We start from the raw sequence: 25,124 nt of genomic DNA, 5'->3' as shown, positions 1-25,124 counted from the left end.
AGAAGGACACCACCGTGAATTTGATCGACCCCAGTCCCGGCTGCGTCGACCTTCTGGTCGACCGCCACGTGCGCGCCGGCCGCGGCGACCATCCCGCACTCGTGGAGCGCGACGCCTGCGGCCGACGCAGCCTGACATACCGCGAACTGCAGCAACGCACTCTGGCCGCGGCGCAGGAGCTGCAGGTGCGTCTGGCCGGCAGCCGCAGCCAGCAGCGCATTGCACTGGTCGGCGCAGCGACGCTCGAAAATATCGTCTACTGGCTCGGCGCCATGCGCGCCGGCCACCTGCCATTTAACGTGCACCCGGCCCTGCCCCCGGAGCACTACGCCAGCCTATGGGAGGACTTCGATCCCACTCTGGTTCTGGCGGACCGGACGGCAGCGCCGGCCGCGGAAGCGGAGCCCATGACCGCAGTGGAAGAACTTGTGGTCGCCGGTGCCGCCGAGGGCCAGCTACGGGAAGTCAGTGATTTGGCCGCCGACCTGGACCGACGCCCGGCATTGGTTCTGGCCACCTCCGGTTCCACTGGCCGACCAAAGCTGTGCGTGCACAGCCACCGTGCTTTCTGGGCCTTCGCGCGCAATGTCAGCCGCGCCATGTGGGATATTCGGGAGGACGACCGTGTGCTGGCCAGCACCGGCCCTTTCTTCTCCTTCGGCCTGCAGGGACTACACGCCCCTCTGGCCTGCGGCGCCACCGCCGTGACACTGCCGGAATGGCAGCAGCACACGGACTTTCTCGAGGTAATGGAGAGCGAATCGGTCAGCGTCTTTCTGGCAGTCCCCACCCTCTACCACTTACTGATGTCCCGCGCCTGCCGCCCCTATCGGCTGGATGCCTTGCGGCTGTCTCTGTCCGCTGGCGAGCGACTGCCCCCAATAATCCGCGAACGCTGGCAGGCCTGGAGCAATTCTCAAATGTTGGATTCCATCGGCACCACCGAAACCTTTGCCCCCTATCTGTCCGAGAGCGCAGCCAGTGTCGCACCGGACAATCCCCATGGGCTGCAGCGGGTCGGCGGTTTCCACTACACAGAGACACCACACGGCAGCGACGGCGACTTTTCGTTATCGCTCTCCGAAGGATGCCTGATGCTGGGCTACCTGAGTCCGGGCAGTGGTCTGTTGCAGGAGGTGCCAACGCCCTTCGCTACCCGCGATCTCTTTACCCGCACCGGGGCCGGGGTGCGTTTTGTGTCCCGCGACAGCGAGCGCATCAAAGTAGCCGGGCACTGGGTCAGCCCGCAGGAGCTGGAAGAGTTCCTGCTCGCGGATACCCGGGTGCTCAAAGCCGCGGCACTACCGCTGGAAACCGCCGAGGGCCTGACGCGGCTGCGCGCCTTTGTCGTCGCCGATACCGATGGCTATTCCGCCGAGGCGCTGATCGACAGTCTGATGAAACGCATCCGCGAGCAACTGCACCCGCGCGCGCTGCGCCCGGACCGCATAGAGCTGGTCGAGGATATCGCCACCACCCCGAGCGGCAAAATCAAGCGACAGGAGCTGCGCAGCCTAGTGGGACGGCCAGTGGCCAGGGCCGGGGCCCTGCTTGCCCGCTAGGGTTGGATCAGCCCCAGGGACAGGGCCCGTGCCACGGCCTGGGGTCGATTGGAAACCCCCAGCTTATGGATGATATTGCGAAAATGAAAATTCACCGTCGCCTCGGAGCAGCCGAGAATGCGCGAGATCTCCCAGGAGGTCTTGCCCACCGCCGCCCAGTGCAGGCATTCCCCTTCTCGCGGCGTCAAACCCACGTCCGCCGCCGCTTCGGCTTCCTCAATACGCAGTATCGCCTCGTACGCGTAGGAAGCCAGCAGCTGAATAGTGGGCATTGTCTCGGTGAGCCAGGACTCGATCCGCTTGCTGAACGGGGCTCCATTGGCCACAGAAATCATCATCGCCCGGCTGTGCCCGGCGCTGCGCAACGCTGTGGCCACGCCAGTGGCGATTCCGTGAGCCGCGGACTCCTCGTACAGCTCGCGGGCCTCGCCGGGAAAGTGCTCCCTATGCCAAATCATCGGTACCGGCGACTGCCGGCAGTGGCGAACCACGGGATCACGTCCAACCCAGCGCAGCCGGCTGTAGCGCTCGACGCACTCTCGCGGGTAATTGGTCTGCACGCTGTATGGCGCGCCACCGGAGGCTGTGGGCTTTTCGATGCCAATCAAAAAAAAGTCGAAACCGATGGCACGGACGGAGCCGCGGATGCGGTCTTTGACTTGTTCGACGGTCTGCGCAGCCAAGAGGTCGGGCAGGGCCCGAATCACTTCCTTTTGCGGGCACAAATCTTTTCTCCCAATAAAACGAGGAAAATCAAAGGATTATTCTGCGTTCCTGCAGAAAACCACCCAATAGTAACGCAGTTTAATGACAAAGAAGAGAAAAAGTTTCCATTAACCCCGTCCGGTCCCTGTGCTGTCTTTGGCAAACCCGACATATACGAACCGTAAGTGACAAGGAGAGAACACCCAATGGATATGCAACTTAAACTGCTCGAAGCCGGCAAGGGCGCCTTAATCGGACGCCTGCGCTCACACCCATTTCTGCAGCGTTGCCGGGAAGGCGCAATCCAGTTGGATGAATTGAAAGTATTCCTTGCCCAGCAGGGCCTCTACAGCGCCTACTTCACCCGTTACCTCTGCGCCATGATGGCCAACCTGCCCAGTAACAGGGAAGTGCTGGCCCTGGCAGAGAACCTGTTTGAAGAACTTGGCCTGGAGCCGGACAGTCCCCAACCTCACCATGAGGTTTACCGCTCTATGCTCGACCGCTTTGAAGTGAGTCTGGAGAGTGCCGAACTACTGCCCGGTACCAGCCAGCTGATCGACACCATGTTCCGCCACTGCCGTGACACGAGGCCCAGTGCCGGCCTGGGTGCCCTTTGTCTAGGAGCAGAGGCGCTGGTTCCGGCAATCTACGGCGACATAGTCGCCGGCTTCCGCGCCCGCGGTGCCGCAGACGGGGACATCGAGTTTTTCCTGTTGCACATAGAGTGCGACGACGGCCACGCGGAAACCATCCGCGACATAATGGTGGATATCGCGGCCGCCGATCCCGGCCAACTCGGCATCATGCTCGCTGCCGGCAGCGACCTGGTGGAGGCCCGCCTGCGCTTCTTCGACTCCATAGAGGCCGCCTGCCGCGGGTCGCAGCCCCAGGCCACGCACGCTGACACGGCGCCCGAAGCCATTCCGGCCTGATATATCAGAGGAGTTCACAGTGAGCGCAGAAAAGATCACAGGCGAAACCCTGTCCTTGAACAAATGCGAGCTGGTACGGCGCGCCCAGGATGCGATGCACAGACACCTCGATATCCCCGACTGGTCCCTGCGGGAAAAAGTCGCGCTTACCTGCCGCATTCTGTTTTCCCAGGGGCACGACTCCGGCCTCGCCGGTCAAATCACCGCCCGCGCCGAGGTACCGGAAGCCTATTACACACAGCGCCTTGGCCTGGGCTTTGACGAGATCACCGCCTCCAACCTGCTAATAGTTGACGAAGACTTGGAAGTGCTCTCCGGAGAGGGAATGGCCAATCCCGCCAACCGCTTCCACTCTTGGATCTACCGCGCACGGCCGGATGTGCAGTGCATAGTGCACACCCACCCACTGCACATTTCTGCGCTGTCGATGCTGGGCAGGCCCTTGGAAATTGCCCATATGGACACCTGCCCACTCTACGGTGAGGTGGCATTCCTGGCTGAGTGGCCCGGCGTTCCGGTGGGCAATAGCGAGGGCGAGATCATCGCCTCGGCACTCGGCGACAAACGCGCGGCGCTGCTGGCGCACCACGGCCTGGTACTGGCCTGCCGCTCGGTGGAAGAGGCCTGTGTGCTGGCAATCCAGTGCGAGCGAGCGGCGCGCCTTCAGTTGCTAGCCGAGTCGGCGGGCCGGGTGCGGGATATAGACCCACAGCTTGCCCGCGAGGCCCATGACTGGGTGCTGCACGAAAAGCGTACCGGGGCGACCTTTGCCTATTACGCCCGGCGCGCCCTGCGGGCCATCGGGCCGGACGAGATTCACCCCCTGACCTGACCATTGTGTAAAAACGCCGCGGCGGCGCGGATTCTGGAAATTTGGAGTCGGATCAATGCTGCACAAGTTACACCGTGCTTCGGCACTGTTGATCAGCCTTTACATCCTCGTTCATCTGGCCAATCACTTGCTCGCACTAGGTGGCGTGGAGGAACATATCGCCTTTATGGACAGCTACCGCAACATCTACCGGAACGCTCTGGTAGAGCCGTTGTTGCTGGCTTGCGTGCTCTTCCAGGTTGGCTCCGGAATGACATTTATCATCCGCCGCATCGGCCAACGACGCGGTTTCTTCGACCGCGCCCAGGCCGTCTCCGGCGCCTACCTGGCCTTCTTTTTCCTCTTCCACATCGGTGCGATACTCTACGGGCGTACGGTTCAAGGCGTGGACACCAACTTCTTTTTCGCCGCGGCAGGCCTGCAGCCCGGCGCTTATCCCGCCTTTTTCATGCCCTACTATACCCTTGCGGTGGTGGCCTATTTCACCCACCTGGCCTGCGCGCTGCGCTGGCTGTTGCGGCGCCGTTTTACCCCGCGGGTCCTCGACAGAGCCGCCGCGGGTGCCATGGTGTTGGGCCTGCTGCTGGCGGTCACTGTCGTCGCCACTTTCAGTGGCGCCTTCTACCCGGTAGAGATACCGGCGGAATACTGCCTCGGCGACTGCTGAGGCACGCGGTTCGTTTAGGCCGCGCAGCTCCTGTATAATCCGCCGCTATCAACGACGTTCACTGGGATTTTCATTTTTATGGCTAGTTACTCCACCAACGAGTTCAAGGGCGGCCTCAAGGTGATGCTCGACGGGGACCCCTGCTCCATTCTGGAAAACGAATTCGTCAAACCCGGCAAGGGCCAGGCATTTAACCGCGTCAAGCTGCGCAACCTGAAAACCGGCCGTGTCTGGGAGCGCACCTTCCGCTCCGGCGAGAGCCTGGAGGCCGCTGACGTGATGGACCGGGAGATGGAGTACCTGTACAACGACGGTGAGTTCTACCACTTCATGGAGCCGGATACCTTCGAACAGCACCAGGCTTCCACCGACGCGGTGGGCGACGCCGCTAAATGGCTGAAAGAACAGGATGTCTGCACCGTGACGCTCTACAACGGCGCCCCCCTGGCGGTGACGCCCCCCAATCACGTGGTGCTCGAAATCACCGACACAGACCCCGGACTGCGCGGCGACACCGCCCAGGGCGGCACCAAGCCGGCCACCCTCTCCACCGGCGCCGTGGTGAAGGTACCGCTGTTCCTGGAAATCGGTGACGCCATCAAGGTGGATACCCGTACCGGCGAATATCTGGGCCGGGCGAAGGAAGACTGATTTTCTCTTATCTGACGACAGGGGCGGCCCGCGCCGCGATCGCGCTTCCCGGAGCTCGGGGAAACCGATCGCGGCGCGGGCCGTTCCCGTATGGGGTTCCGATCAATGACGGATAACACCTGGCAGCCCACCGCTTCCCTTGCGGCCCTGCGCCAGCGCGCCGCTCTGCTGGCGGATATCCGCCAATTCTTTGCCCGGCGCCAGGTGCTGGAAGTAGAGGTGCCGATCCTTTCCCGCCGCGCCACCAGCGACCCCCATATCGATTCCATCACCGCCCTTTGTAACGGCGATCCCGCCTATCTCGCCACCAGTCCGGAATTTGGCCTCAAGCGCCTGCTGGCCGCCGGGCTGGGCGACTGCTATTACCTGGGCAAGGCGTTCCGCGAGGGTGAGGCCGGGGGCAGGCACAATCCGGAGTTCACCATGCTAGAGTGGTACCGCTGCGGCTGGGACGACCGGAAGCTCATGGGCGAGGTAGGCGAGTTGCTCAGCCTGGTACTGGACATCCAAGTGGTGCAGTCGCTGAGCTACCGGGAACTGTTCCTGCGCGAATTACAGCTGGACCCCCACACCGCCAGTGAAGCGGACCTGTGCGCATGCGTGGCGCGGGAAATCGAGCTGTCGTTTGCTCCCTCGGACCGCGACGAATGCCTGGACCTCTTGATGAGCCACCGCCTGGAACCGGCCATGGGCGGTGGCATTACGCTGCTGTACGACTTTCCCGCGAGCCAGGCGGCACTGGCCAAGGTGGCCGAGGACGCGACCGGCACACCGGTGGCACGGCGCTTTGAAGCCTATGTGAACGGCCTGGAGCTGGCCAACGGCTATTGGGAACTGACAGACCCCGCGGAGCAGCTGCGCCGCTTTCAGGCGGACCACCGCTACCGCGGCGCACACAAGCTGCACGTCTATCCGTTCGAAGAGCGGCTGGTGGAAGCACTGCAGTCGGGTATGCCGGAGTGTGCCGGGGTGGCACTCGGGGTAGACCGGCTGCTGATGCTGGCCGGAGGTTACTCATCGATCGATCAGGTTATCGCCTTCCCCATCGAGCGGGCTTGAGCGCAAGTGGGTCCGGGGAGCCGCTGATTCATTCGCCTGAGCGCGGTCGTTGGTTCCGGGGCGCCCTAGGCTTCGTAGCGGTACTGGGCGACTTCTCCGACGGCGAAAAAACCGGTTTCCAGCAGCAGCTCCTGTCGCTCCACCGGCACCAGTGCCACGGCAAATTTGTGGTGACTACTCAGAACCTGTCCCACCAAGTGATGAAACAGGGCCCTGCCGATGCCGCGCCCGCGGTATTCTTCCCGGGTGGTCAGATCGTAGAAACCCAGAGCGTCGGTAGAAGCGAACAAACAGCCCGCGGCGACCTCCTCACCTTCGAGTTTGGCGAAGAAAAACTTCAGCCGGCTGCGCTTCTGCTCTGCCGTTTCCTTTAACTCTTGGTAGAACTTCTTGATTTGCAGCCCTTCGCGGACACCACTGTAAAAGGCGGCCTGAATATCCCCGTAACGATCCAGCTCCTCGGCGGCAACCGGGGCAATTTCCAGCTTGCCACGCAGCTCCGGCGGCGTTTCCCTGTCCAGCGCCAGCCTTTTCACCTCAACCGCCATTGCCACCCGCGACTCCTGGCGCTTCAGTCCCAGCGCAGACAATTCCGTGTCGTCGAGAGGCTTGCTCGCACAGTGCCACAGTGTGAAGGGACTGTGCCGCTCTGAGAAATAGTCGACGACAAAGCGCTGCAGTATGCGCGTCGGCATCACCGCGTTCGTTACCGCCTGGTTGAATGTGTGTGACAGCAGACCGCTGTCCGCTCGCAGCACACCGGTGATTTCTTTACTGTGGTCCGGGTTCAGCAGACCAGCACAATAACTGGCGCGGGCCTCCAGATTGCGGCAGACGAGATTCTTGGCGCTGAGACTGTATTTCATGCCTGTAAGAATAGCGGCTGGCAGAGTAACCGGAGTGGCGGAAAAATGCCGGGTTCAGGGCAACTGCTTGTCGACCAGACTCAGGGCACACTGATCCATCGACAGCGCCGGCTGATCGCAGCTGGCCCTGCAGATCACCCGCGCCGGCACGCCGGCCACCAACTTGTGCGCCGGCACCGGTTTGAGCACCACACTGCCGGAGGCGATCTGTGCACACTCGCCGATTTCGATATTGCCGAGCACTTTGCTGCCGGCGCCAATCAGCACACCACGCCGCACTTTCGGGTGACGGTCGCCGCTTTCCTTGCCCGTGCCACCGAGGGTCACCGACTGCATGATCGATACCTTGTCCTCCACCACCGCCGTCTCACCGATCACAATGCCGGTGGCGTGGTCCAGCAGGATACCTTCACCGAGCTTGGCCGCAGGGTGAATATCAACGCCGAAGACTACAGAAATGCGATGCTGCAGGAACAGCGCCAGAGAGCGACGCTGCTGCTGCCAGAGCCAGTGGGCCACGCGGTAGGCCTGAAGAGCGTGAAAGCCTTTGAAGTAAAGAAAGGGTTCGTAGAGTGAGTTACAGGCGGAATCGCGCTGGTGGACAGCGACAAGATCCTCCCGGGCGGCGCGCCCGATGGAGGCATCCGCGGCCAGAGCCTCGTCGATCACTTCGCGAATCAACAGCGCCGGCGCCACCGCGTTGTCGAGTTTGTTTGCCAGATGGAAGCTGAGCGCGGATTCCAAAGTACTGTGGTTAAGGATGGTGGCGTGCAGAAAACTCGCCAGCATCGGCTCCTGCTCCACCTGCCGGCCCACATCGGCGCGGATTTGCTGCCAGAGCGCATCCGCCTTGTTCGTCGATTGAATCGCTTCCATCTGTACAGACTCCATATCAAGTCACGAACCGGGCCCGCCGGCACCACCGCCGACTCAAACCACCCCCTCGCACTCCGTTGCCTGGCACTATTCCACTGGCAGCGGCGGCCTTATGCGGCGCACTTTTGCCTCGACATCCCTACGCGGAAAGCCCGAATTGTAACAGCGAGGCACTGCAACGGCGATCCAACCGACGCCGATCACAAGAAAAGAAGCTGTCAGTTTTATCCGTTCCGTAACACTGACGCAGTGAGCACTTCCGATGCGTTATTTCAGAGTTCCCCAAAGCGGCGCTGCGGCGTTTATACGGTACCCAGTGTCAGAGGCGGTTCCTGTAACGCCGACTGCTGTTCGCGCAGTGCCAATATATGCTCGGCCCAATAGCGCGGTGTATTGAACCAGGGGAAGGACTGAGGGAAAGCCGGGTCTTGCCAGCGGCGCGCCAGCCAGGCGGCGTGGTGCATCTGCCGCAGGCAGCGCAGTGGCTCTATCAATTGCAGCTCCTGCGGGTCAAAGGGGGAGAAGGTTTCATATCCCTCGATCACCGCGTCCAGATAGGCTGTCTGCTCGGCGCGATTGCCGGAAATCAGCATCCAAATATCTTGGATCGCGGGACCGCTAAGGCAGTCATCCAGGTCTACAAACCAGGGGGTATCGTCTCGCCAGAGAAAATTGCCGCTGTGGCAGTCGCCGTGCAGACGCAGTACCTGCCAGTCACGCTCGAATAGCGGCGCTACCTGATCGATAAGATGGGCGGTGATCGATGCATAGGCATCGCGATTTTCCCGCGGCAGGAAATCGCCGCTGAGGATAAACTCGCGGCTGTCAATTGCGAAATGCTGCAGCGTCAGCGCTGGCCTGAACTGGAAGGGCTTGGAGCGGCCAATCGCATGGATGCGGCCGAGCATAGTGCCCACTTGTTCCAGGTGTTCAAAGTTGTCCAGCTCCAGCTGGCGCCCGCCACGGCGAGGGAAAAGCGCAAAACGGAAACCCTGCGCTTCCATCAGCGTGTGACCGTCAAATGCCAAGGGGGCCACCACAGGGATCTCCGCCTCGGCCAACTCCTGCGCGAAACGGTGCTCTTCCAGTATCTGCTCATCACTCCATCGCCCGGGGCGATAGAACTTGGCAATCAGCGGCTCAGCGCCCTCAATCCCCACTTGATAGACACGGTTTTCATAGCTGTTGAGGGGAAAAATGCGCGCATCGGAGACAAGTCCACAGCTCTCGACGCAGTCGATTACCGCATCCGGCGTCAGGGCATCAAAGGGGTGGTGGCTCAAAGGCATAACCTATCCCGTGGCATTACAGCGGATAGCTATGCTAACGCGGCGTGGGGGCCGGGGACAAATCTGTCCCGCCAGTGACAGAAAATATAAGAGAATACCCCCTCCAGAGGAGGGGGCCCCATCCTGTGAGGGATAGAATTACTTTTTCAAATCGTAACGATCCAGTGTCATCACCTTAGTCCAGGCTTTGACAAAGTCGTTGACGAACTTCTCTTCGTTTCCATTCATCGCGTAAATCTCTGCCACGGCGCGCAGCTCAGAGTTGGAACCGAAGATCAGATCCACCGGAGTAGCGGTCCACTTCAGCTTGCCAGTCTTGCGATCGCGTCCTTCGTACAACCCTTTTTCCTCGGAGGATTTGGACCACTTGGTGGACATATCCAGCAGGTTGACGAAAAAGTCGTTGGTCAGAGTGCCCGGGCGGTCGGTAAAAACACCGTTTTTGGAGTCACCGTAGTTAGCGCCCAGAGTCCGCATGCCGCCGACCAGAACAGTCATTTCCGGCACACTCAGCGTCAGCAGGTCCGCACTGTCGATCAACATCCGTACCGGTGACCAGATTGCTTCCTCACTGTAGTAATTGCGGAAGCCATCAGCCTTGCGCTCCATGAAGGAGAAGGACTGCACATCAGTTTGTTCCTGAGTGGCGTCGTTGCGGCCTGGCGTGAACGGAACCTCAATATCGTAACCCGCTTTATGCGCAGCTTGTTCGATCGCCGCCGCACCACCGAGCACAATCAGATCCGCCAGAGACACTTTTTTGTTGCCTGAAGCCTTGCGGTTGAAGTCCTTTTGAATGCGCTCCAGGCGTGCCAGAACTTTTTTCAGTTCTTTGGGGTTATTCACCGCCCAATCTTTCTGCGGCGCCAGTCGGATGCGCGCACCATTGGCGCCTCCGCGATGGTCCGTTCCACGAAAGCTTGCTGCAGAAGCCCATGCGGTTCTAACCAGCTGAGGTACCGTTAAACCACTATCAAGAATCTCCGCTTTCAGCTTTTTAATATCCTTGGCATTGATCAAGGTGTAATCCACCGGCGGAATCGGATCTTGCCAGATCAACTCTTCGTCGGGCACTTCGCTACCCAGGTAACGCGCACGGGGCCCCAGATCCCGGTGGGTCAACTTAAACCAAGCCTTGGCGAAGGCGAGCTGGAACTCCTTGGGGTTTTCCACAAATCGCTTGGCGATTTCGCGGTATTTCGGATCGAACTTCAGCGCCAAGTCGGTTGTAAACATTATCGGGGCATGGGTCTTACCTTCGATATGCGCATCGGGCACAAATTTGAGTTTATCGGCGTTTTTCGGCACCCACTGGATGGCGCCACCCGGGCTCCTGGTCTGCACCCATTCGAAGGCAAAAAGATTGGATAAATACTGACTACTCCACCGAGTGGGCGTGGCAGTCCAGGCGCCTTCAAGACCACTGGTGATGGTGTCTTCCGAGTGACCTTTGCCACATTTGTTGCGCCATCCCAAGCCTTGTTCTTCCAGCGCAGCACCCGCCGGGGCGTCACCCACACACTCGTCCATTTTGTGCGCACCATGTGCCTTACCGAAGGTATGCCCACCGGCAATCAAGGCCACGGTCTCCTCGTCGTTCATGGCCATACGGCCAAATGTGTCGCGAATCCGCTCTGCAGAGGCGAGCGGGTCGGGGACGCCGTTGGGCCCTTCAGGATTGACGTAGATCAACCCCATGTGGGAGGCCGCCAGCGGCTTCTCGAGTTTTTCGCCCTCGTAACGCTTGTCATTGGCGAGCCACTCGCGTTCGGAACCCCAGTAAACAACATCGGCTTCCCATTGGTCTTCGCGGCCACCGGCGTAACCGAAGGTTTCAAAGCCCATGGATTCCAAGGCAACGTTGCCCGCCAGGACCATCAAATCCCCCCAGGAAATGCTGTTGCCGTATTTCTGCTTCACCGGCCACAGCAGACGGCGCGCTTTATCCAGGCTCACATTGTCGGGCCAGCTGTTCAGCGGTTCGAAGCGCTGCTGCCCGCCATCGGCACCACCGCGTCCGTCGTAGACACGGTAGGTACCGGCACTGTGCCAGGCCATACGAATAAAGAAGGGGCCATAGTTACCGTAATCAGCAGGCCACCAATCCTGTGAAGTCGTCAGTACTTCTTGAATATCTTTTTTTACTGCATCCAAATCGAGGCTTTCGAATGCCTTAGCGTAGTCGAAGCCTTCATCCATCGGATTGGACTTCTCGGCATGTAAACGCAAGGGCTGAAGGTCAATGCTGCTTGGCCACCAGTCCTTATTGGACATGGGCGCATCCTGGGCGTTGACACCTGCCGATGTGACCGCGGTCAAAAAGACCGCTAATGGAAAACATTTTTTTAGCATTGTGTTGCGCTCCTTATTCATTTCCGCTGAGCGAAAAATCCTATAAGGGCGCGTAATGGCAGGGAAATTAGACGTAATTATCGCGTTAATAGCGGAGCCCAATACTCCGCCCGGCAATAAAAAAAAGAAATCGGGTTAATAGATTTCTGCAAGGAGACTATCATCAACCGCGCCGCTTCGGCATCAGATACCAGAGTAGTCCGGCAATCAGAAACAGCGCGGGCACATCGCCTAGCAAATTGGCCCGTTCCGATTTGTCCGCCAGAGCCTGCATCAGCATAATCCCGCCGTGAATCAGGCTGGACCATATGGTAAACCAGATCAGGCTGGCATTAGCGCCGGGGTCTTTTGCCGCGCGAATCAGGAAAACACCCAAGGTCGCATAGATGCCGGCGATCATCTGCTCGTATTCCGGCTGCCGCGGTGTCCACCCCCAGCCGGAGGGCCAAATCCACATCATCATCGGATAGATGGCAAATATGAATAAGATTCCAATAACAACCAGAGCGATTTTCAGATAGCGCTCCCTGCTAAACGCATCCATGATGATTCCTTTCTTTTGAGGGGCAACGACAAATGGGCACCGGAGGCAATTTACCCGTAGCCTCGCGCGGCTCCGCTGCGGCTATACTTCCAAGTCCCCGGGAGTATGGCAGACCACCTCAACATTATGTCCGTCCGGATCCAGTACATAGGCGGCGTAATAATCGGGGTGATACTCTTCGCGTAGTCCCGGCGCACCCTTATCTTTGCCACCGGCCTCCAACGCGACCCGATGAAATTCACGCACCGTCTCCCTGTCTTCCGCGCGGAAGGCGATCTGTAAGCCTGGCGCAGTGCTCTTACCGCCTTTAATCCAGAAAACGGGCTTATCGGCCCAACCGAAACCGCCCCAGCCGGCATATTCGAGTATCAGTTCGTAGCCGAGTGGCGCCAGTGCAAGGCGGTAAAACGCTTTGCTGCGCTCGTAACTGTGTACATAGATACCAATGTGGTCCAACATGGCGTTAACCTCCTTATCACACATCTCCTGAAGGCCCCTAACCAGAGTCTGAGAAATCCCTGTTCCCTCCCTGTTAGGGGCTGTCGATACCGTCTTTCTTGCAATTTTTACCGCATTGCCAGGGCACCACTGATTCATTCTAGTGGACACTGTAATCAGCTTCTGGGCCCAACGCGCTTTAGCCAAACTTCCAGTGATAGAGCCCGTAACAGGCCACGCCGGCGCCAAATAGGAACTGACCAATCAACAGCGCTCGAATCGCAAAGGTGTAACGAATAAAAACGCCCTTTTTGACACTGTCACGGGAAAAAATCCGGCTCGTCTCCGGCAGCTCCTGCTCCAGCCGTTTCAGAGCCGGCACAGCGAGGTTGAGCAGCTCGCGGCTGCGCGCGTCCACCAACCAGAAGACTACGGACAAAATCACGACAAAGCCCCCCAAAAGCGCCAGACTCAGCGGGTGGAAGCTTTTTTCCACCGCGGTAAAAATGCCACCTTCGGCAAACATCGAAAGAATGACGAAAAAGTTAAAGCCCTTCAGTCTCTGCTCTGCGTTGAAGCGGTAGTGCTCACAAAGATACTGCTGCTCGTCCAAAAACACCTCCCTATTGTGTAGTGATTTTCGATAGGTAATTCTCTACCTGGGTCCACTCAGGCTTAAATGCAGTACCGCGTTCTGGGGCACTGTATTTAAGCTCAAAGGACTGCGAGTACCACGGTCAGATACAGAGTAAAAATTTCTTAGGGAACCTCTGATTAAATCACTTTCTGGTGGCAGAGGCTCTTCGCGGGTGGATGTGAAGCTCAGGTGATAGGGCCGACATTTCGAAACCGTCGGATACAGGGATGTATCCGTCGGAGCTACAGGGAAGTACTCGTGCGTTTTCGAAATGTCGGCCCTATTGCCTGAGCGCCCCAGAAGCTATCATAGTGTTCTCGCGAATAAATCAGAGGTTCCTTAGGGAATCCCTGATTCCCCTCCCCCATCCGCGCGCAAAGCTCGCGCGAATGTGTCAGAAGGACTTTTCTGCTGTAATCAGCGATTTACCCTGTGCGCGATCAACTGTTCCACTACCGAGGGGTCCGCCAGGGTGGAAGTATCGCCGAGATTGTCCAGCTCATCGCAGGCGATCTTGCGCAAAATTCGGCGCATGATTTTTCCGGAGCGGGTCTTCGGCAGGGCGGGTGCCCACTGGATAATATCCGGTTTGGCGATGGGCCCAATCTCCCGCGCACAGAGATCCACCAGCTCCCGACGCAGGGCTTCGCTCGGTTCGCAGCCGGCCTTTAAAGTCACATAGGCGTAAACGCCCTGCCCTTTGATATCGTGCGGATAACCCACCACTGCTGCCTCGGCAGTGTCGTCGTGCAGTACGATGGCACTTTCGATTTCAGCGGTGCCGAGGCGGTGGCCGGAGACATTCAACACGTCGTCGATACGGCCAGTGATCCAGTAGTAACCGTCGGCATCGCGGCGGGCACCGTCTCCGGTGAGGTAGTATCCAGGGTAAGCGGAGAAGTAGGTGTCGATCATGCGCTGGTGATCGCCGTATACGCTGCGGATCATGGACGGCCAACTGGTTTTCATCACCAGTGTGCCTTCCCCCTCCCCTTCGATTTCCCTGCCCTTGTCATCCAGCAGCGCTGGCTGCACACCGAAAAACGGCTGTGCCGCGGAACCCGGTTTCAGCGCCATGGCGCCGGGCAGAGGCGTGATCAGATGGGCACCGGTTTCTGTCTGCCACCAAGTATCGACGATCGGGCAGCGCTCTTCACCAACCACCTTGTAGTACCACTCCCAAGCTTCCGGATTGATCGGCTCGCCAACTGTGCCCAACAGCCTCAGAGAACCGCGGTCGGTTTTGGTGACATAGGTGTCTCCGGCGCCCATCAGTGCGCGAATCGCGGTCGGCGCTGTATAGAAAATATTGACCTTGTGCTTATCGACTACCTGCCAGCAACGGGAAGCATCCGGGTAGGTGGGCACCCCCTCGAACATCAGGGTAACGGCACCGGCACAAAGCGGGCCGTAGACGATATAGCTGTGTCCGGTAATCCAGCCCACGTCGGCGGTACACCAGAAGACCTCGCCCTCCTTGTAGTCGAAGGTGTACTTAAAGGTCATTGTCGCCATCAACAGATAGCCGGCCGAGGTGTGCATAACACCCTTGGGTTTTCCGGTGGAGCCGGAGGTATAGAGGATAAACAGCGGGTCCTCTGCGTTCATCGGCTCCGGCGCACAGACCGTGTCCATCTCGGCGACGGATTCCGTGTACCAGATATCCCGCTTGCTGCTCCAGTCGATATTGGCACCCGTGCGCTTGACAACGATAACTGTGTGTACGTCGGGACAGCTGGCCAGAGCCTTATCGACATTGGCTTTCAGCGGCACCTTTTTGCCGCCGCGTACCCCTTCGTCAGCAGTGATCACCAGACGGCAGTCAGAGTCGAGAATGCGGTCCTTCAGCGACTCAGGCGAAAAACCGCCAAAGACCACCGAGTGAATGGCGCCGATGCGCGCACAGGCGAGCATCGCGTAAGCGGCCTCGGGGATCATGGGCATGTATATACAGACGCGGTCGCCTTTCTCAACACCGCGCGCCTTCAAAAGGTTGGCCAGCCGACAGACGTTTTCATGCAGCTGGCGATAGGTGATCTCATCGCTCTCCGCCGGATCGTCTCCCTCCCAAATGATCGCCGTCTGCTCTGCGCGGGCGGGCAAGTGTCTGTCTATACAGTTCACCGTCACATTCAATTCGCCATCGGCAAACCAGGCGGCAAAACCGCGTGCGAGATCCTCTTCCACCACCCGGGTAAAAGGCTTTTCCCATTTCAGGAAATCCTTGGCCTGTTGGGCCCAAAAGGCATCCGGATCCTCCACCGATTTGCGGTACATTTTCCGGTAATCATCCGCATTGATGTGCGCCTTGGCGGCGAAGTCTGCGGGGACGGGACGGGTGTGTACTTCTGACATGGTTTTCTCCCTTATTAGAATTATCGGCACCGGCCAGTTTAGCGGCGGCTTGCGCCCGTTTATAACATTGCCACTCAGGTGGTGACAACGCTGTCAAACGCTCACTTTTACCCAGTGTGCAATGACGATTGTAGGCCTGTCAGCATAGACCGGCAGACACCGGCTTCCATGGCAAAGAGAGAAATAAGTGACAATACCGGTTTACGGGCGGGCGGCGGCAGAGGTTTCGCAGCCAATCCGGCCCGCGACCGGCATTTGCGGAGGGCGATTATCCATACAGCACAAGGAGGCGGATTCTGCCCCAGTGTATGGCCAGCAGCGCGCCTTACGCTTCAGCGCGCTGTACGGGGATGGTATTGGCGCTGCGCTCTACACGGTTCTTTTCGTCCAGGTAAACCAGCTTCGGCTTGAAAGCCTCGGCCTCCTGCTCGGTCATGCTCGTATAGGCGGCAATAATCACGCGATCCCCCACCTGGACCTGGCGCGCGGCGGCGCCGTTCATGGAGATAATGCCGGAACCACGCTCGGCCAGAATGACATAAGTATGAAAGCGCTCGCCATTGGTCACGTTGTAAATATCGATTTTCTCGAATTCGCGCAGCCCGGCCAGCTCCACCAATTCTTCGTCTATTGCGCAGGAGCCGTCGTACCAAAGTTCGGCCTGAGTTACCGCAGCCATATGCAGTTTGCACTTCAGCATTTCAATTTGCATAACTTTCCTCTCCTCCCGCCGCTCAGAGTTCCAGGGATAGGTTGTCGATCAGGCGCGCGGCACTGGTGTAGATGGCGCCGAGAATGGTGATTTCGCTATCGTCATCAGCGGCCGGTTGCAGGTCTTTGCTGTTGCGGATGGAGAAGTAATCGACGCGGAAACCAGCCTTCTCAATACGCTGCTTCGCCTCGTCTTCCAGTACGGCAAAATCCCGGCGACCACCTTCTATCTCACCTTTGGCCCACAGCAGTGTCTGGTAGAGCACCGGTACTTTTGGCCTCTCCTGCGCTGTGATGTAGCTGTTGCGGGAGCTCATCGCCAGCCCGTCCGGCTCGCGGTGTACCGGCGCGGCGATAACTTCCACCGGGATACACAGGTCCTCAACCATACGCCGGATCACCGCCAGCTGCTGAAAGTCTTTGATGCCGAAGACGGCCTTGTCCGGCTGTACGATGTTGAACAGTTTGGCCACCACAGTGGTCACCCCCTCGAAGTGCCCCGGGCGGCTGGCGCCACAGAGGATGTCGGTCATTGCCGGGCAGATCACGCGGGTCTGCTCGTCCATGCCGTTGGGATAAATCTCACTTTCTTCGGGGTGGAAAAGGAAGTCACACTGCACGGCGCGCAGGCGTGCCATATCCTGCTCCATGGTGCGCGGGTACTTATCCCAGTCCTCATTCAGGCCGAATTGCAGGCGGTTGACAAAGATGGACACCACCACCAAGTCGCAATGCTGCTGAGCGGTTTTGACCAACTCGATATGGGCGTCGTGCAGATTGCCCATAGTGGGCACGAATGCGACGGTCTTGCCGTCGCTGCGGGCCTTTGCCAGCGCATCGCGCAGACTGGCCACATGGTGGAAGACTTGCATCGGATTCGCTACCGCTGTGACTGAATCAGCGCGGCATCATACTCCCCTGACCATCGGGCGACAATACGGGCGCAAACGGCAAACCGGCAAACGTCGCCAATCCGGCTGCAAACAGGCACCGATCTGCGCCCATTGCGCAGAAATTAGAATTATCGTTCGGTTTTTTCAGCTCGCGCGGCAGCTCTCCACTCCCCCGAAAAAATCCGGCCGACGGCGGTTCAGGCAATGTTCAGTACGCCAGGGGCACACTGGCATCCACAGTTCCAGAAGTCGCCGCGGCGACTGCGGAAAATCTCCAGCGTTCGGGAGGGAGCCCTTCGCATCTGACCAAAGAGCCTTCAGCGCCTAAGCATCGTGCCCCGGCGCCGGATCAAAGAGCCTCAACGCTCGGGAGAACCCGAAATGAAAACGATACCGACCCTCACAGCTGTTATCGCCACCGGACTACTACTGGCCGCCGCGCCGAGCCTGGCCGACGACCAGCACAAATGGCGCGGCCACCGGGAGGCCAGTGGCTCCGCCCTGCGTGAAGCTTACCAACGGGAACGGCGCAAAGCACACGACGAACGCCCCGACAAAAGCCGCCACAAGAAGAGCAAAGACCACAAGGGTGACAAGCACCACGGGGACACAAAGAAATACAAGCGCGCCTACAAAAAAGGCTACGAGCACGGCTACCGCGACAGCCGCCGGCGGAATTACACCCACCACCATAAACCCGTCCACAGGCCACACTACCGCCCCGGCTACATCCATCACAAACCGCGCTGGCGGCCGGCACACTATGGTTACGGCTATCGCTGGCGGCAGTTGCCGCGCAGCTTCGTACGTATCAGCTTCGGCGCCGCGGGATTTTACTTCTACAGCGACGGCATATTCTTCCGCCCCCACAACCAAGGCTATGTTGTGGCGCGTCCGCCTATCGGCGCGGTGGTGCACAGCCTGCCGGGCACCGCGGTGAGCGTGGTGGTCAGCGGCCGCAATTACTACGCGGCCTACGATACCTACTACTTGTGGGACAGCGCCGCGCGGGGATACCGCGTCGTCGCCAACCCCGGTTTCTTCTGATACCTCCTCCCAGACCCACCCCGACTTACGCGGCCCCCGGGCCGCCTTTTTGTTGCCCTTGTGGCGACATATGAATAAAGCCGAATAAAAGCTCAAAAAATTCGCGGCACCTATTGCACAAACCGAATAAAAATTTAATTTTATCCCGATAAAAATAGTGCTTTTGTTATCTATAGTTATTGCTTTCCAGCGGCTCAGGCCCCAAGATTCGCGCCCGCACTGACACTCGACAAAAGACCGCCGAACAGGCCTATGAAACAGCGACAAGTACAAGACTGGTCCGGCGAAGACGCCGCAGAACTTTACGGAATCCGTAATTGGGGCGCCGGTTATTTTGATTTGAACGAAGCCGGTGAAATCACCGTGCGTGTGGAAACGGCCTCCGGTGAGATTCGCAGCGTGTCGCTGATGGATATCGCCCGCGGCGCCACCGAACGCGGCCTCGGTCTGCCGCTGCTATTGCGCATCGAAAACCTGCTCGACGCACAGATCGCCCGGATCAACCAATCCTTCGCCCGTGCCATCGAATCCTGCGGCTACGGCAATGTCTTCCGCGGCGTCTTCCCAATCAAGGTGAATCAGCAATGCCAGGTGATCGAAGAGATCGCCAAGGCCGGCCGCCGCTTTAACCACGGCCTGGAGGCGGGCAGTAAAGCTGAGCTGATCGCGGCACTGTCGATCCTCGACAACACGGAATCTCTGATTATCTGCAACGGGTATAAAGACGAAGAGTTCATTAACTTGGGCCTGCAGGCGCAGCGCCTGGGCGTACAGATCTTTTTTGTGGTCGAGACCCCCTCGGAAGTGGACACCATTATCCGCTGCGCCGAGCGGGAGCAAGTGCGCCCCAATATCGGCGTGCGGGTCAAGCTCGCCTCCAAGGTGGGCGGCTACTGGAACGCCACCAGCGGCGATCGCAGCATCTTCGGCCTCGGCAGTAACGACCTGATCGCCATGGTGGACCAGCTGCGCCACCACGACATGCTCGACTGCCTGAAACTGCTGCACTACCACCTGGGTTCCCAGGTACCCAACATCCGCGACATCCGCACCGGTGTGCTGGAGGCCTGCCGCTACTACGCCGATCTGGTGGAAGAAGGCGCAGCCATGGGTTATCTGGATCTGGGCGGTGGCCTCGCGGTGGACTACGACGGTTCCAAAACCAACTACACCCACTCCAAAAACTACTCCTTGGATGAATACTGCGTGGATGTAGTCGAGGCCATCATGGGCACCCTGGACAGCGAAGGCGTCGCCCACCCGGTGATTATCACCGAGTCCGGACGCGCCACTGTGGCCTATTCTTCGGTGCTGCTGTTCGACATTCTCGACACCACCCGCTTCGAGCCCGTGGAGCTGGAGCAAACAGCGCTCAGCGACGGCGACCACCCGATGTTGATGAACCTGCTGGACGCCGTGAACAACATCACTCCCAAAAACCTGCAGGAAAGTTACAACGACGCCCTCTACTACCGCGACGAGGTGCGCGCCCTCTACCTGCACGGCCAGGTCAGCCTGCGTGAGCGCGCCAGTGCGGAAAACCTCTTTCTGCAAGGCGCACAAAAAATACGCGCGCTATTGGACGAAGTGGATGAAGTACCGGTAGACCTGCAGGCGCTGCCGGAAGTGCTCTCGGATATCTACTACGCAAATATGAGTGTCTTCCAATCGCTGCCGGATATGTGGGCCATCGACCAGGTTTTTCCTCTGGTGCCCATACACAGGCTCAACGAGGCCCCAACCCGCTCGGCGATCATCGCCGACATCACCTGCGACTGCGACGGCAAGATAGACCGGTTCATAGGCCGCCAGAAAGAGCACAAGACTCTGCCTGTGCACGCGCTGAAAGAGAGTGAAGACTATATACTCGGGACCTTTCTCATCGGTGCCTACCAGGAAACTCTCGGCGACCTGCACAATCTGTTTGGCGACACCAATGTGGTCAGCGTGCGCATACACGATGACGGCAGTTTTGATTACAGTCGCGAGATTCACGGCGACAGTATTGCCGACGTGCTGAGCTACGTGGAATACCAGCCGCAAGCCCTGTTCGAGAGCTTCCGCAAACTGGCGGAAAAGGCGGTCAAGAGCGGAAAAATCACACCGCAGCAGCGCAAACAAATATTGCATACCTATACGGCAAGCATGAGCGGTTATACCTACTTTGAAAAATAGCCGCGACGCTTTTGAGAAATAATGAATTCAAAATTCCCTTTCATTCATTATGAAACCAAGACGTCGGGGATTGTTTGCGACACAGCCTGTGGCCATTAGGCGCCACGGGCATACACAGCATTTTTGTCCGGCAGAGACGCTACCGCCTTTCTTTCTGGTATAAGAGCGGCAGCCACTCATACAAGGAGATTTATATGGCCAATGTACTGATTATCGGCGCCGGTGGTGTCGGCCAGGTAGTTGCGCACAAGTGCGCCCAGGTCGAGGAAGTATTTGAAAACATCACCCTCGCCAGTCGCACCAAGAGCAAGTGTGACAAGATCGCGGACATGCTGCCGCGCAAAATCGATACCGCCCAAGTGGATGCGGACAATGTGCCGGAACTGGTAAAACTGATCGAGAAGGTCAAACCGGACATGGTGATCAACGTCGCCCTGCCCTACCAGGACCTGCATATCATGGACGCCTGCCTGGAAACCGGCGTGCACTACCTGGACACCGCCAACTACGAACCGCCGGAAGAAGCCAAATTCGAATACAAATGGCAGTGGGCCTACCAGGAAAAATTTGAAAAGGCCGGGCTGATGGCACTGCTCGGCAGCGGCTTCGACCCGGGTGTGACCAGTGTCTTCACCGCCTATGCGAAGAAACATCATTTCGACCGTATCCAAACGCTCGATATTATCGACTGCAACGCCGGTGACCACGGTCTGCCTTTCGCCACCAACTTTAACCCGGAAATTAATATTCGGGAGATCACCGCCAACGGCCGCTACTGGGAAAACGGCCAGTGGGTCACCACTAAGCCGATGGAAGAAAAGCGCGTATTCGAGTTTCCCGAGGGCATTGGGGAAAAGGATATCTACCTGCTCTACCATGAAGAGCTGGAGTCCCTGTCCAAACACTTCCCGGAAATTGAGCGCGCGCGCTTCTGGATGACCTTTGGTGCCAGCTATCTGAAACACCTGGAAGTACTGCAGAATGTGGGGCTGACCAGTATCGAGCCGGTTGAATTCCAAGGCCAGCAGATAGTCCCGATCCAGTTCCTGAAAGCGCTGCTGCCCGATCCCGCCAGTCTGGGTCCGCTGACCAAAGGCAAAACCTGCATCGGCAATATTATCCGCGGCACCAAGGACGGCGAAGAGAAGATCTACTACATCTACAATATTTGCGATCACCAGGAGTGCTACAAGGAAGTCCAATCCCAAGCCATCTCCTACACTACCGGCGTACCGGCGATGATCGGTGCCAAAATGATGCTCGAAGGCAAGTGGATGAAGCCGGGTGTTTGGAATATGGAGCAGATGGACCCCGATCCGTTTATGCACGACCTGAATCAGTACGGCCTGCCGTGGCAGGAAACCTGGTTGGACAAGCCTTTCCAATAACCAGATAACCTCTGCTCAATGCGGCTTCGCGCCCAATCAGAGGTTTCCCCTGAGGCACTGGGAAGGGTTAACCCAGTGCCCGGGGCCCCCTCTTTACACTCACGTGCACACCATTGCTCAACACACATTCGATGGCATATTTATGGACCTGACTCCGCGTATCGATTACTTCGGCAACTTCGATCCCAAACGCGTCCCTTCTCCCTGCTTTGTCGTCGACGAGCAGGCACTGCGCGACAACCTTGAAGTGCTTGCCGATGTGCAGAAACGCAGTGGCGCCAAAATACTAGCCGCGCTCAAAGCATTCTCCATGTGGAGCACCGGCCCCATCGTAGCCGAGTACTTATCCGGTACCTGTGCCAGCGGGCTATACGAAGCCAGGCTGGGTTACGAGGAATACGGCGGCAAGGACCTCGGCAAAGAGGTGCACGTATTCAGTGCCGGCTACAAAGAGGAAGAACTGAAAGAGATACTGCAGTTTGCCCACCACGTGATCTTCAATTCTTTCTCCCAGTGGAAACGCTACAAGGCGCTGTGTCTGCAGGCTCAACGGGAAAGACCGGAATTGCGTTTCGGACTGCGCATCAATCCAGAGCACTCTGAGGGCCACACCGAGTTGTACGATCCCTGTGCCCCCTGCTCGCGCCTGGGCATAGTGCGCTCCCTGTTCGAAGGCGAAAACCTGGACGGCATCAGCGGCCTGCATTTCCACACCCTGTGCGAGCAGGACTTCAAGCCACTGGAGCGCACCATCGCCGCGGTGGAAGAGAAATTCGGCCATCTGCTGGGTCAGATGGAATGGATCAATTTCGGCGGCGGCCACCATATCACCCGCTGCGACTACCAAGTAGACGAACTGGTCGAAGCGGTGCGCGCCTTTTCCGACAAACACCAGGTGCAGGTTTATCTGGAGCCCGGAGAAGCCATTTCCCTTTTTTCCGGGATATTGGTCGCCGAGGTGGTGGATATCACCTGGAACGGCCAAAATCAGGCGATCCTCGACGCCTCCGCCACCTGTCATATGCCGGACGTACTGGAGATGCCCTATCGTCCCGAAATCACCGGAGCCGCTCATCCCGGAGAACTGCCTCACGACTACCGCCTCGGCGGCCAGAGCTGCCTTGCCGGGGACAGTATCGGCGAATACAGCTTTAACGAACCGCTCAAAGTGGGCGACCGGCTAGTGTTTGAGGAAATGGCCTATTACACCATGGTCAAAACCAATACCTTCAACGGTATACCACTGCCGGCGATCGCACTGTGGAACTCCAGGACTGATGAACTGAAAATAATCCGGGAATTCGGTTACGAGGACTTCAAAGGGCGCCTTTCTGGAAGGGACTGGAAAATACTCGAACACAGCTCCGCGCAAGAAAATGGCGGCTGCGCTTAACGCCCACAAATCAGGTGCAAAAAATGTTATCAGAAAACGACTACCCAATTTTTCTGGGCTCCGAAATCGAGCAAGCCAAACCGGAAGATGCCCTCTTCCATATAATCCCCATTCCCTACGAGGAAACCGTCTCCTACGGCGGCGGCACCGGCAAGGGGCCGGCGGCAATTCTGGAAGCCTCCTGGCAGCTGGAGACCTTCGACAACTTCTCCTACCCCTGTGAACTCGGCATTCACACCCGCAGCCCGGTGAATGTTTCCGGCACACCGGAACAGGTGATGGACAATATCGCCACCGCCACCCGCGAAGTCCTGGAGCTCGGGAAAATGCCAGTGGGCATTGGCGGCGAGCACTCAGTGACCTGGGGTGTGATCAAAGGCTTGTTGGATGCCGGCATCGAAGATTTCGGCGTGGTGCAGATAGACGCCCACGCAGACCTGCGGGATAGCTACGAGGGTCAGAAGCACAGCCACGCCAGTGTGATGCGGCTGGTGGTTGAAGCCGGCATCCCCCTCTTCCAACTGGGTATCCGCGCCTACTGTGAAGAGGAAGTACAAGCCCGCGAACAATTCGGTGTGCGCTATCTGGATGCCCACCAGCTGGTCCCCACTAACGTACAGGAATTCGAACTGCCGGAAGATTTTCCCAGCAAGGTTTTTTTCACGCTCGACGTAGATGGCATAGACCCGTCGGTCTTTCCCTCCACCGGTACCCCAGTGCCCGGAGGGCTCGGCTGGTATCAGACGCTGAACCTGTTTGAATCCGTGGCCCGACAGCGGGAAATCATCGGCTTCGACCTGCTGGAGTTTGCGCCTATCGAGGGATTCCATGCCTACGATTTCGCCGCCGCGCAGTTGCTGTACAAACTGATGGGCATAGTGCAGCGCAACCGGCGGAGCGACACCTGAGATCTGCGCACGCGCAACGCTGAGAAATCTTGATGAATACAGGGGGAGCTGTGGCGGGCTTTGAGATTGCCCACACCTTGAAAGACGTAGTTTAAAGGCCCGGGGAAACGACACTTTTTGACAATTCTTTACGCGACAGCGTGGCGAAAATACAACCGCAAGGGTTACTATTTAAACTATGTGAGTAGCCACTTAGGTAGAGAGACCGTGAAGACATTAAAAACCCTGATCGGCGCGGCATCGCTACTGGCACTGGCAGCATTCGCCTTCAGCCCTCCAGCGGACGCCTCCCCGCGCGGTTACCAGGCCGGTGGCCATGACGCTCACTGGCCCGCCAGACACTGGCACAAACATCGCCACTGGGGACCGCGCATCTCCATCGGCTTTGTCGCGCCAATACTCCCCACAGGCTTCGTCACCCTGAACGTCGGCGGCCTTCCTTACTACTACCACGGCGGTTACTTCTACCGCCCGGCACCCACGGGCTATGTGGTTGTATCCGCCCCCCTGGGCGCCGCGGTGACCGCCCTCCCCGCCAGTGCGGTGCGCGTGGAGATAGGCGGTGCTATTTACTATCGACATGCCAACACCTACTACCAGTGGCACCCCGCGAGACGCGCCTATGTGGTGGTACCGGCACCGGTGGCCGCACCAGCTGCGCCACTCCCCCCAACGGCAACCACTTCCGCCTACACACCGGGACAGGTGCTGGAAACCCTGCCGACAGGTTATACCGCCGAAGTCATCAACGGCATTCAGTACTACCGCTATGGCGACGATTACTTTATGCCAACCCAACGCGACGGGCGTGAGGTCTACGTGGTAGTTCGCCTGTAACAGT

Annotated in this window: 23 protein-coding genes; 12 read left to right on the top strand and 11 right to left on the bottom strand. The window is 58.6% G+C overall.

Annotated elements, in window-relative coordinates:
- The first annotated feature begins 14 nt into the window (after positions 1–14).
- A complete protein-coding gene (locus BM155_RS08090; protein ID WP_197463024.1) occupies positions 15–1,562 on the top strand; it encodes a class I adenylate-forming enzyme family protein in 1,548 nt (515 codons plus the stop codon).
- Here the strand turns inward: BM155_RS08090 and BM155_RS08085 are convergent.
- Complete coding sequence (locus BM155_RS08085) at positions 1,559–2,287, bottom strand: autoinducer binding domain-containing protein (RefSeq protein WP_082817348.1); 729 nt, start codon at positions 2,285–2,287, stop codon at positions 1,559–1,561. The two genes, BM155_RS08090 and BM155_RS08085, sit on opposite strands and share 4 nt — an antisense overlap.
- Positions 2,288–2,473: 186 nt before the next feature.
- Between BM155_RS08085 and BM155_RS08080 the strand changes: the two genes are divergently transcribed.
- The 5 genes from BM155_RS08080 (at position 2,474) to epmA (ending at position 6,411) form a co-directional block, all read left to right on the top strand.
- The gene (locus BM155_RS08080; RefSeq protein WP_074902288.1) at positions 2,474–3,202 is read left to right on the top strand and encodes an iron-containing redox enzyme family protein; all 729 of its coding nucleotides are present in this window, start codon (positions 2,474–2,476) and stop codon (positions 3,200–3,202) included.
- Between the two features lie 19 nt (positions 3,203–3,221).
- Complete coding sequence (locus tag BM155_RS08075; RefSeq protein ID WP_254773153.1) at positions 3,222–4,034, top strand: aldolase; 813 nt, start codon at positions 3,222–3,224, stop codon at positions 4,032–4,034.
- Positions 4,035–4,089: 55 nt separating this feature from the next.
- Positions 4,090–4,701: a hypothetical protein gene (locus tag BM155_RS08070; RefSeq protein ID WP_067150566.1), complete on the top strand. Its 612-nt coding sequence runs from the start codon at positions 4,090–4,092 to the stop codon at positions 4,699–4,701.
- A 78-nt stretch (positions 4,702–4,779) separates the two neighbouring features.
- Positions 4,780–5,352, top strand: a complete 573-nt coding sequence (gene efp, locus BM155_RS08065; protein ID WP_067150562.1) for an elongation factor P — start codon at positions 4,780–4,782, stop codon at positions 5,350–5,352.
- A gap of 105 nt (positions 5,353–5,457) precedes the next feature.
- The gene (gene epmA / locus BM155_RS08060; protein WP_074902285.1) at positions 5,458–6,411 is read left to right on the top strand and encodes an EF-P lysine aminoacylase EpmA; all 954 of its coding nucleotides are present in this window, start codon (positions 5,458–5,460) and stop codon (positions 6,409–6,411) included.
- Between the two features lie 65 nt (positions 6,412–6,476).
- On the opposite strand, the gene BM155_RS08055 is transcribed toward epmA, so the two are convergent.
- The 10 genes from BM155_RS08055 to panC form a co-directional block, all read right to left on the bottom strand.
- The gene (locus BM155_RS08055) at positions 6,477–7,277 is read right to left on the bottom strand and encodes a GNAT family N-acetyltransferase (RefSeq protein ID WP_074902282.1); all 801 of its coding nucleotides are present in this window, start codon (positions 7,275–7,277) and stop codon (positions 6,477–6,479) included.
- A gap of 54 nt (positions 7,278–7,331) precedes the next feature.
- Positions 7,332–8,153, bottom strand: a complete 822-nt coding sequence (gene cysE / locus BM155_RS08050; protein ID WP_067157273.1) for a serine O-acetyltransferase — start codon at positions 8,151–8,153, stop codon at positions 7,332–7,334.
- Positions 8,154–8,455: 302 nt separating this feature from the next.
- Entirely contained in the window at positions 8,456–9,442 is a 987-nt protein-coding gene (locus BM155_RS08045; RefSeq protein ID WP_074902279.1) for a serine/threonine protein kinase, read from the bottom strand.
- A gap of 138 nt (positions 9,443–9,580) precedes the next feature.
- Positions 9,581–11,815, bottom strand: coding sequence for a catalase/peroxidase HPI (katG, locus tag BM155_RS08040; RefSeq protein ID WP_074902276.1), 2,235 nt, complete (start codon positions 11,813–11,815; stop codon positions 9,581–9,583).
- Between the two features lie 142 nt (positions 11,816–11,957).
- Entirely contained in the window at positions 11,958–12,338 is a 381-nt protein-coding gene (locus BM155_RS08035) for a DUF6632 domain-containing protein (protein WP_067150540.1), read from the bottom strand.
- A gap of 81 nt (positions 12,339–12,419) precedes the next feature.
- Entirely contained in the window at positions 12,420–12,797 is a 378-nt protein-coding gene (locus BM155_RS08030; RefSeq protein ID WP_074902273.1) for a VOC family protein, read from the bottom strand.
- Between the two features lie 178 nt (positions 12,798–12,975).
- Positions 12,976–13,389, bottom strand: coding sequence for a hypothetical protein (locus tag BM155_RS08025; RefSeq protein WP_067157270.1), 414 nt, complete (start codon positions 13,387–13,389; stop codon positions 12,976–12,978).
- Between the two features lie 441 nt (positions 13,390–13,830).
- Positions 13,831–15,768 carry an acetate--CoA ligase gene (acs, locus tag BM155_RS08020; RefSeq protein ID WP_067150533.1) on the bottom strand — a complete coding sequence of 646 codons (1,938 nt, stop codon included), beginning with the start codon at positions 15,766–15,768 and terminating at the stop codon, positions 13,831–13,833.
- 325 nt (positions 15,769–16,093) lie between these two features.
- Positions 16,094–16,480, bottom strand: a complete 387-nt coding sequence (panD, locus tag BM155_RS08015) for an aspartate 1-decarboxylase (RefSeq protein ID WP_067150530.1) — start codon at positions 16,478–16,480, stop codon at positions 16,094–16,096.
- Positions 16,481–16,502: 22 nt separating this feature from the next.
- On the bottom strand, positions 16,503–17,351 hold the full coding sequence (panC, locus tag BM155_RS08010; RefSeq protein ID WP_067150528.1) for a pantoate--beta-alanine ligase: 849 nt from the start codon (positions 17,349–17,351) through the stop codon (positions 16,503–16,505).
- Positions 17,352–17,753: 402 nt separating this feature from the next.
- Here panC and BM155_RS08005 point away from each other — a divergent pair, with 402 nt between their 5' ends.
- From BM155_RS08005 to BM155_RS07980, 6 genes are all read left to right on the top strand, one after another.
- A complete protein-coding gene (locus BM155_RS08005; protein WP_074902270.1) occupies positions 17,754–18,419 on the top strand; it encodes a DUF6515 family protein in 666 nt (221 codons plus the stop codon).
- Positions 18,420–18,671: 252 nt separating this feature from the next.
- Positions 18,672–20,594, top strand: coding sequence for a biosynthetic arginine decarboxylase (gene speA / locus BM155_RS08000; RefSeq protein ID WP_067150523.1), 1,923 nt, complete (start codon positions 18,672–18,674; stop codon positions 20,592–20,594).
- Positions 20,595–20,788: 194 nt separating this feature from the next.
- Entirely contained in the window at positions 20,789–21,982 is a 1,194-nt protein-coding gene (locus tag BM155_RS07995) for a saccharopine dehydrogenase family protein (RefSeq protein ID WP_067150520.1), read from the top strand.
- Between the two features lie 142 nt (positions 21,983–22,124).
- Positions 22,125–23,375: a carboxynorspermidine decarboxylase gene (nspC, locus tag BM155_RS07990; protein WP_074902560.1), complete on the top strand. Its 1,251-nt coding sequence runs from the start codon at positions 22,125–22,127 to the stop codon at positions 23,373–23,375.
- 23 nt (positions 23,376–23,398) lie between these two features.
- Entirely contained in the window at positions 23,399–24,283 is an 885-nt protein-coding gene (speB, locus tag BM155_RS07985) for an agmatinase (RefSeq protein WP_067157266.1), read from the top strand.
- 207 nt (positions 24,284–24,490) lie between these two features.
- Positions 24,491–25,120 (top strand): DUF6515 family protein, encoded by a 630-nt coding sequence (locus tag BM155_RS07980; protein ID WP_067150517.1) that lies wholly within the window; start codon positions 24,491–24,493, stop codon positions 25,118–25,120.
- Positions 25,121–25,124: the final 4 nt, after the last annotated feature.

Source organism: Microbulbifer thermotolerans, from assembly GCF_900112305.1.
Lineage (GTDB): Bacteria > Pseudomonadota > Gammaproteobacteria > Pseudomonadales > Cellvibrionaceae > Microbulbifer > Microbulbifer thermotolerans.
This window is presented reverse-complemented; position numbering and strand designations above follow the sequence as displayed.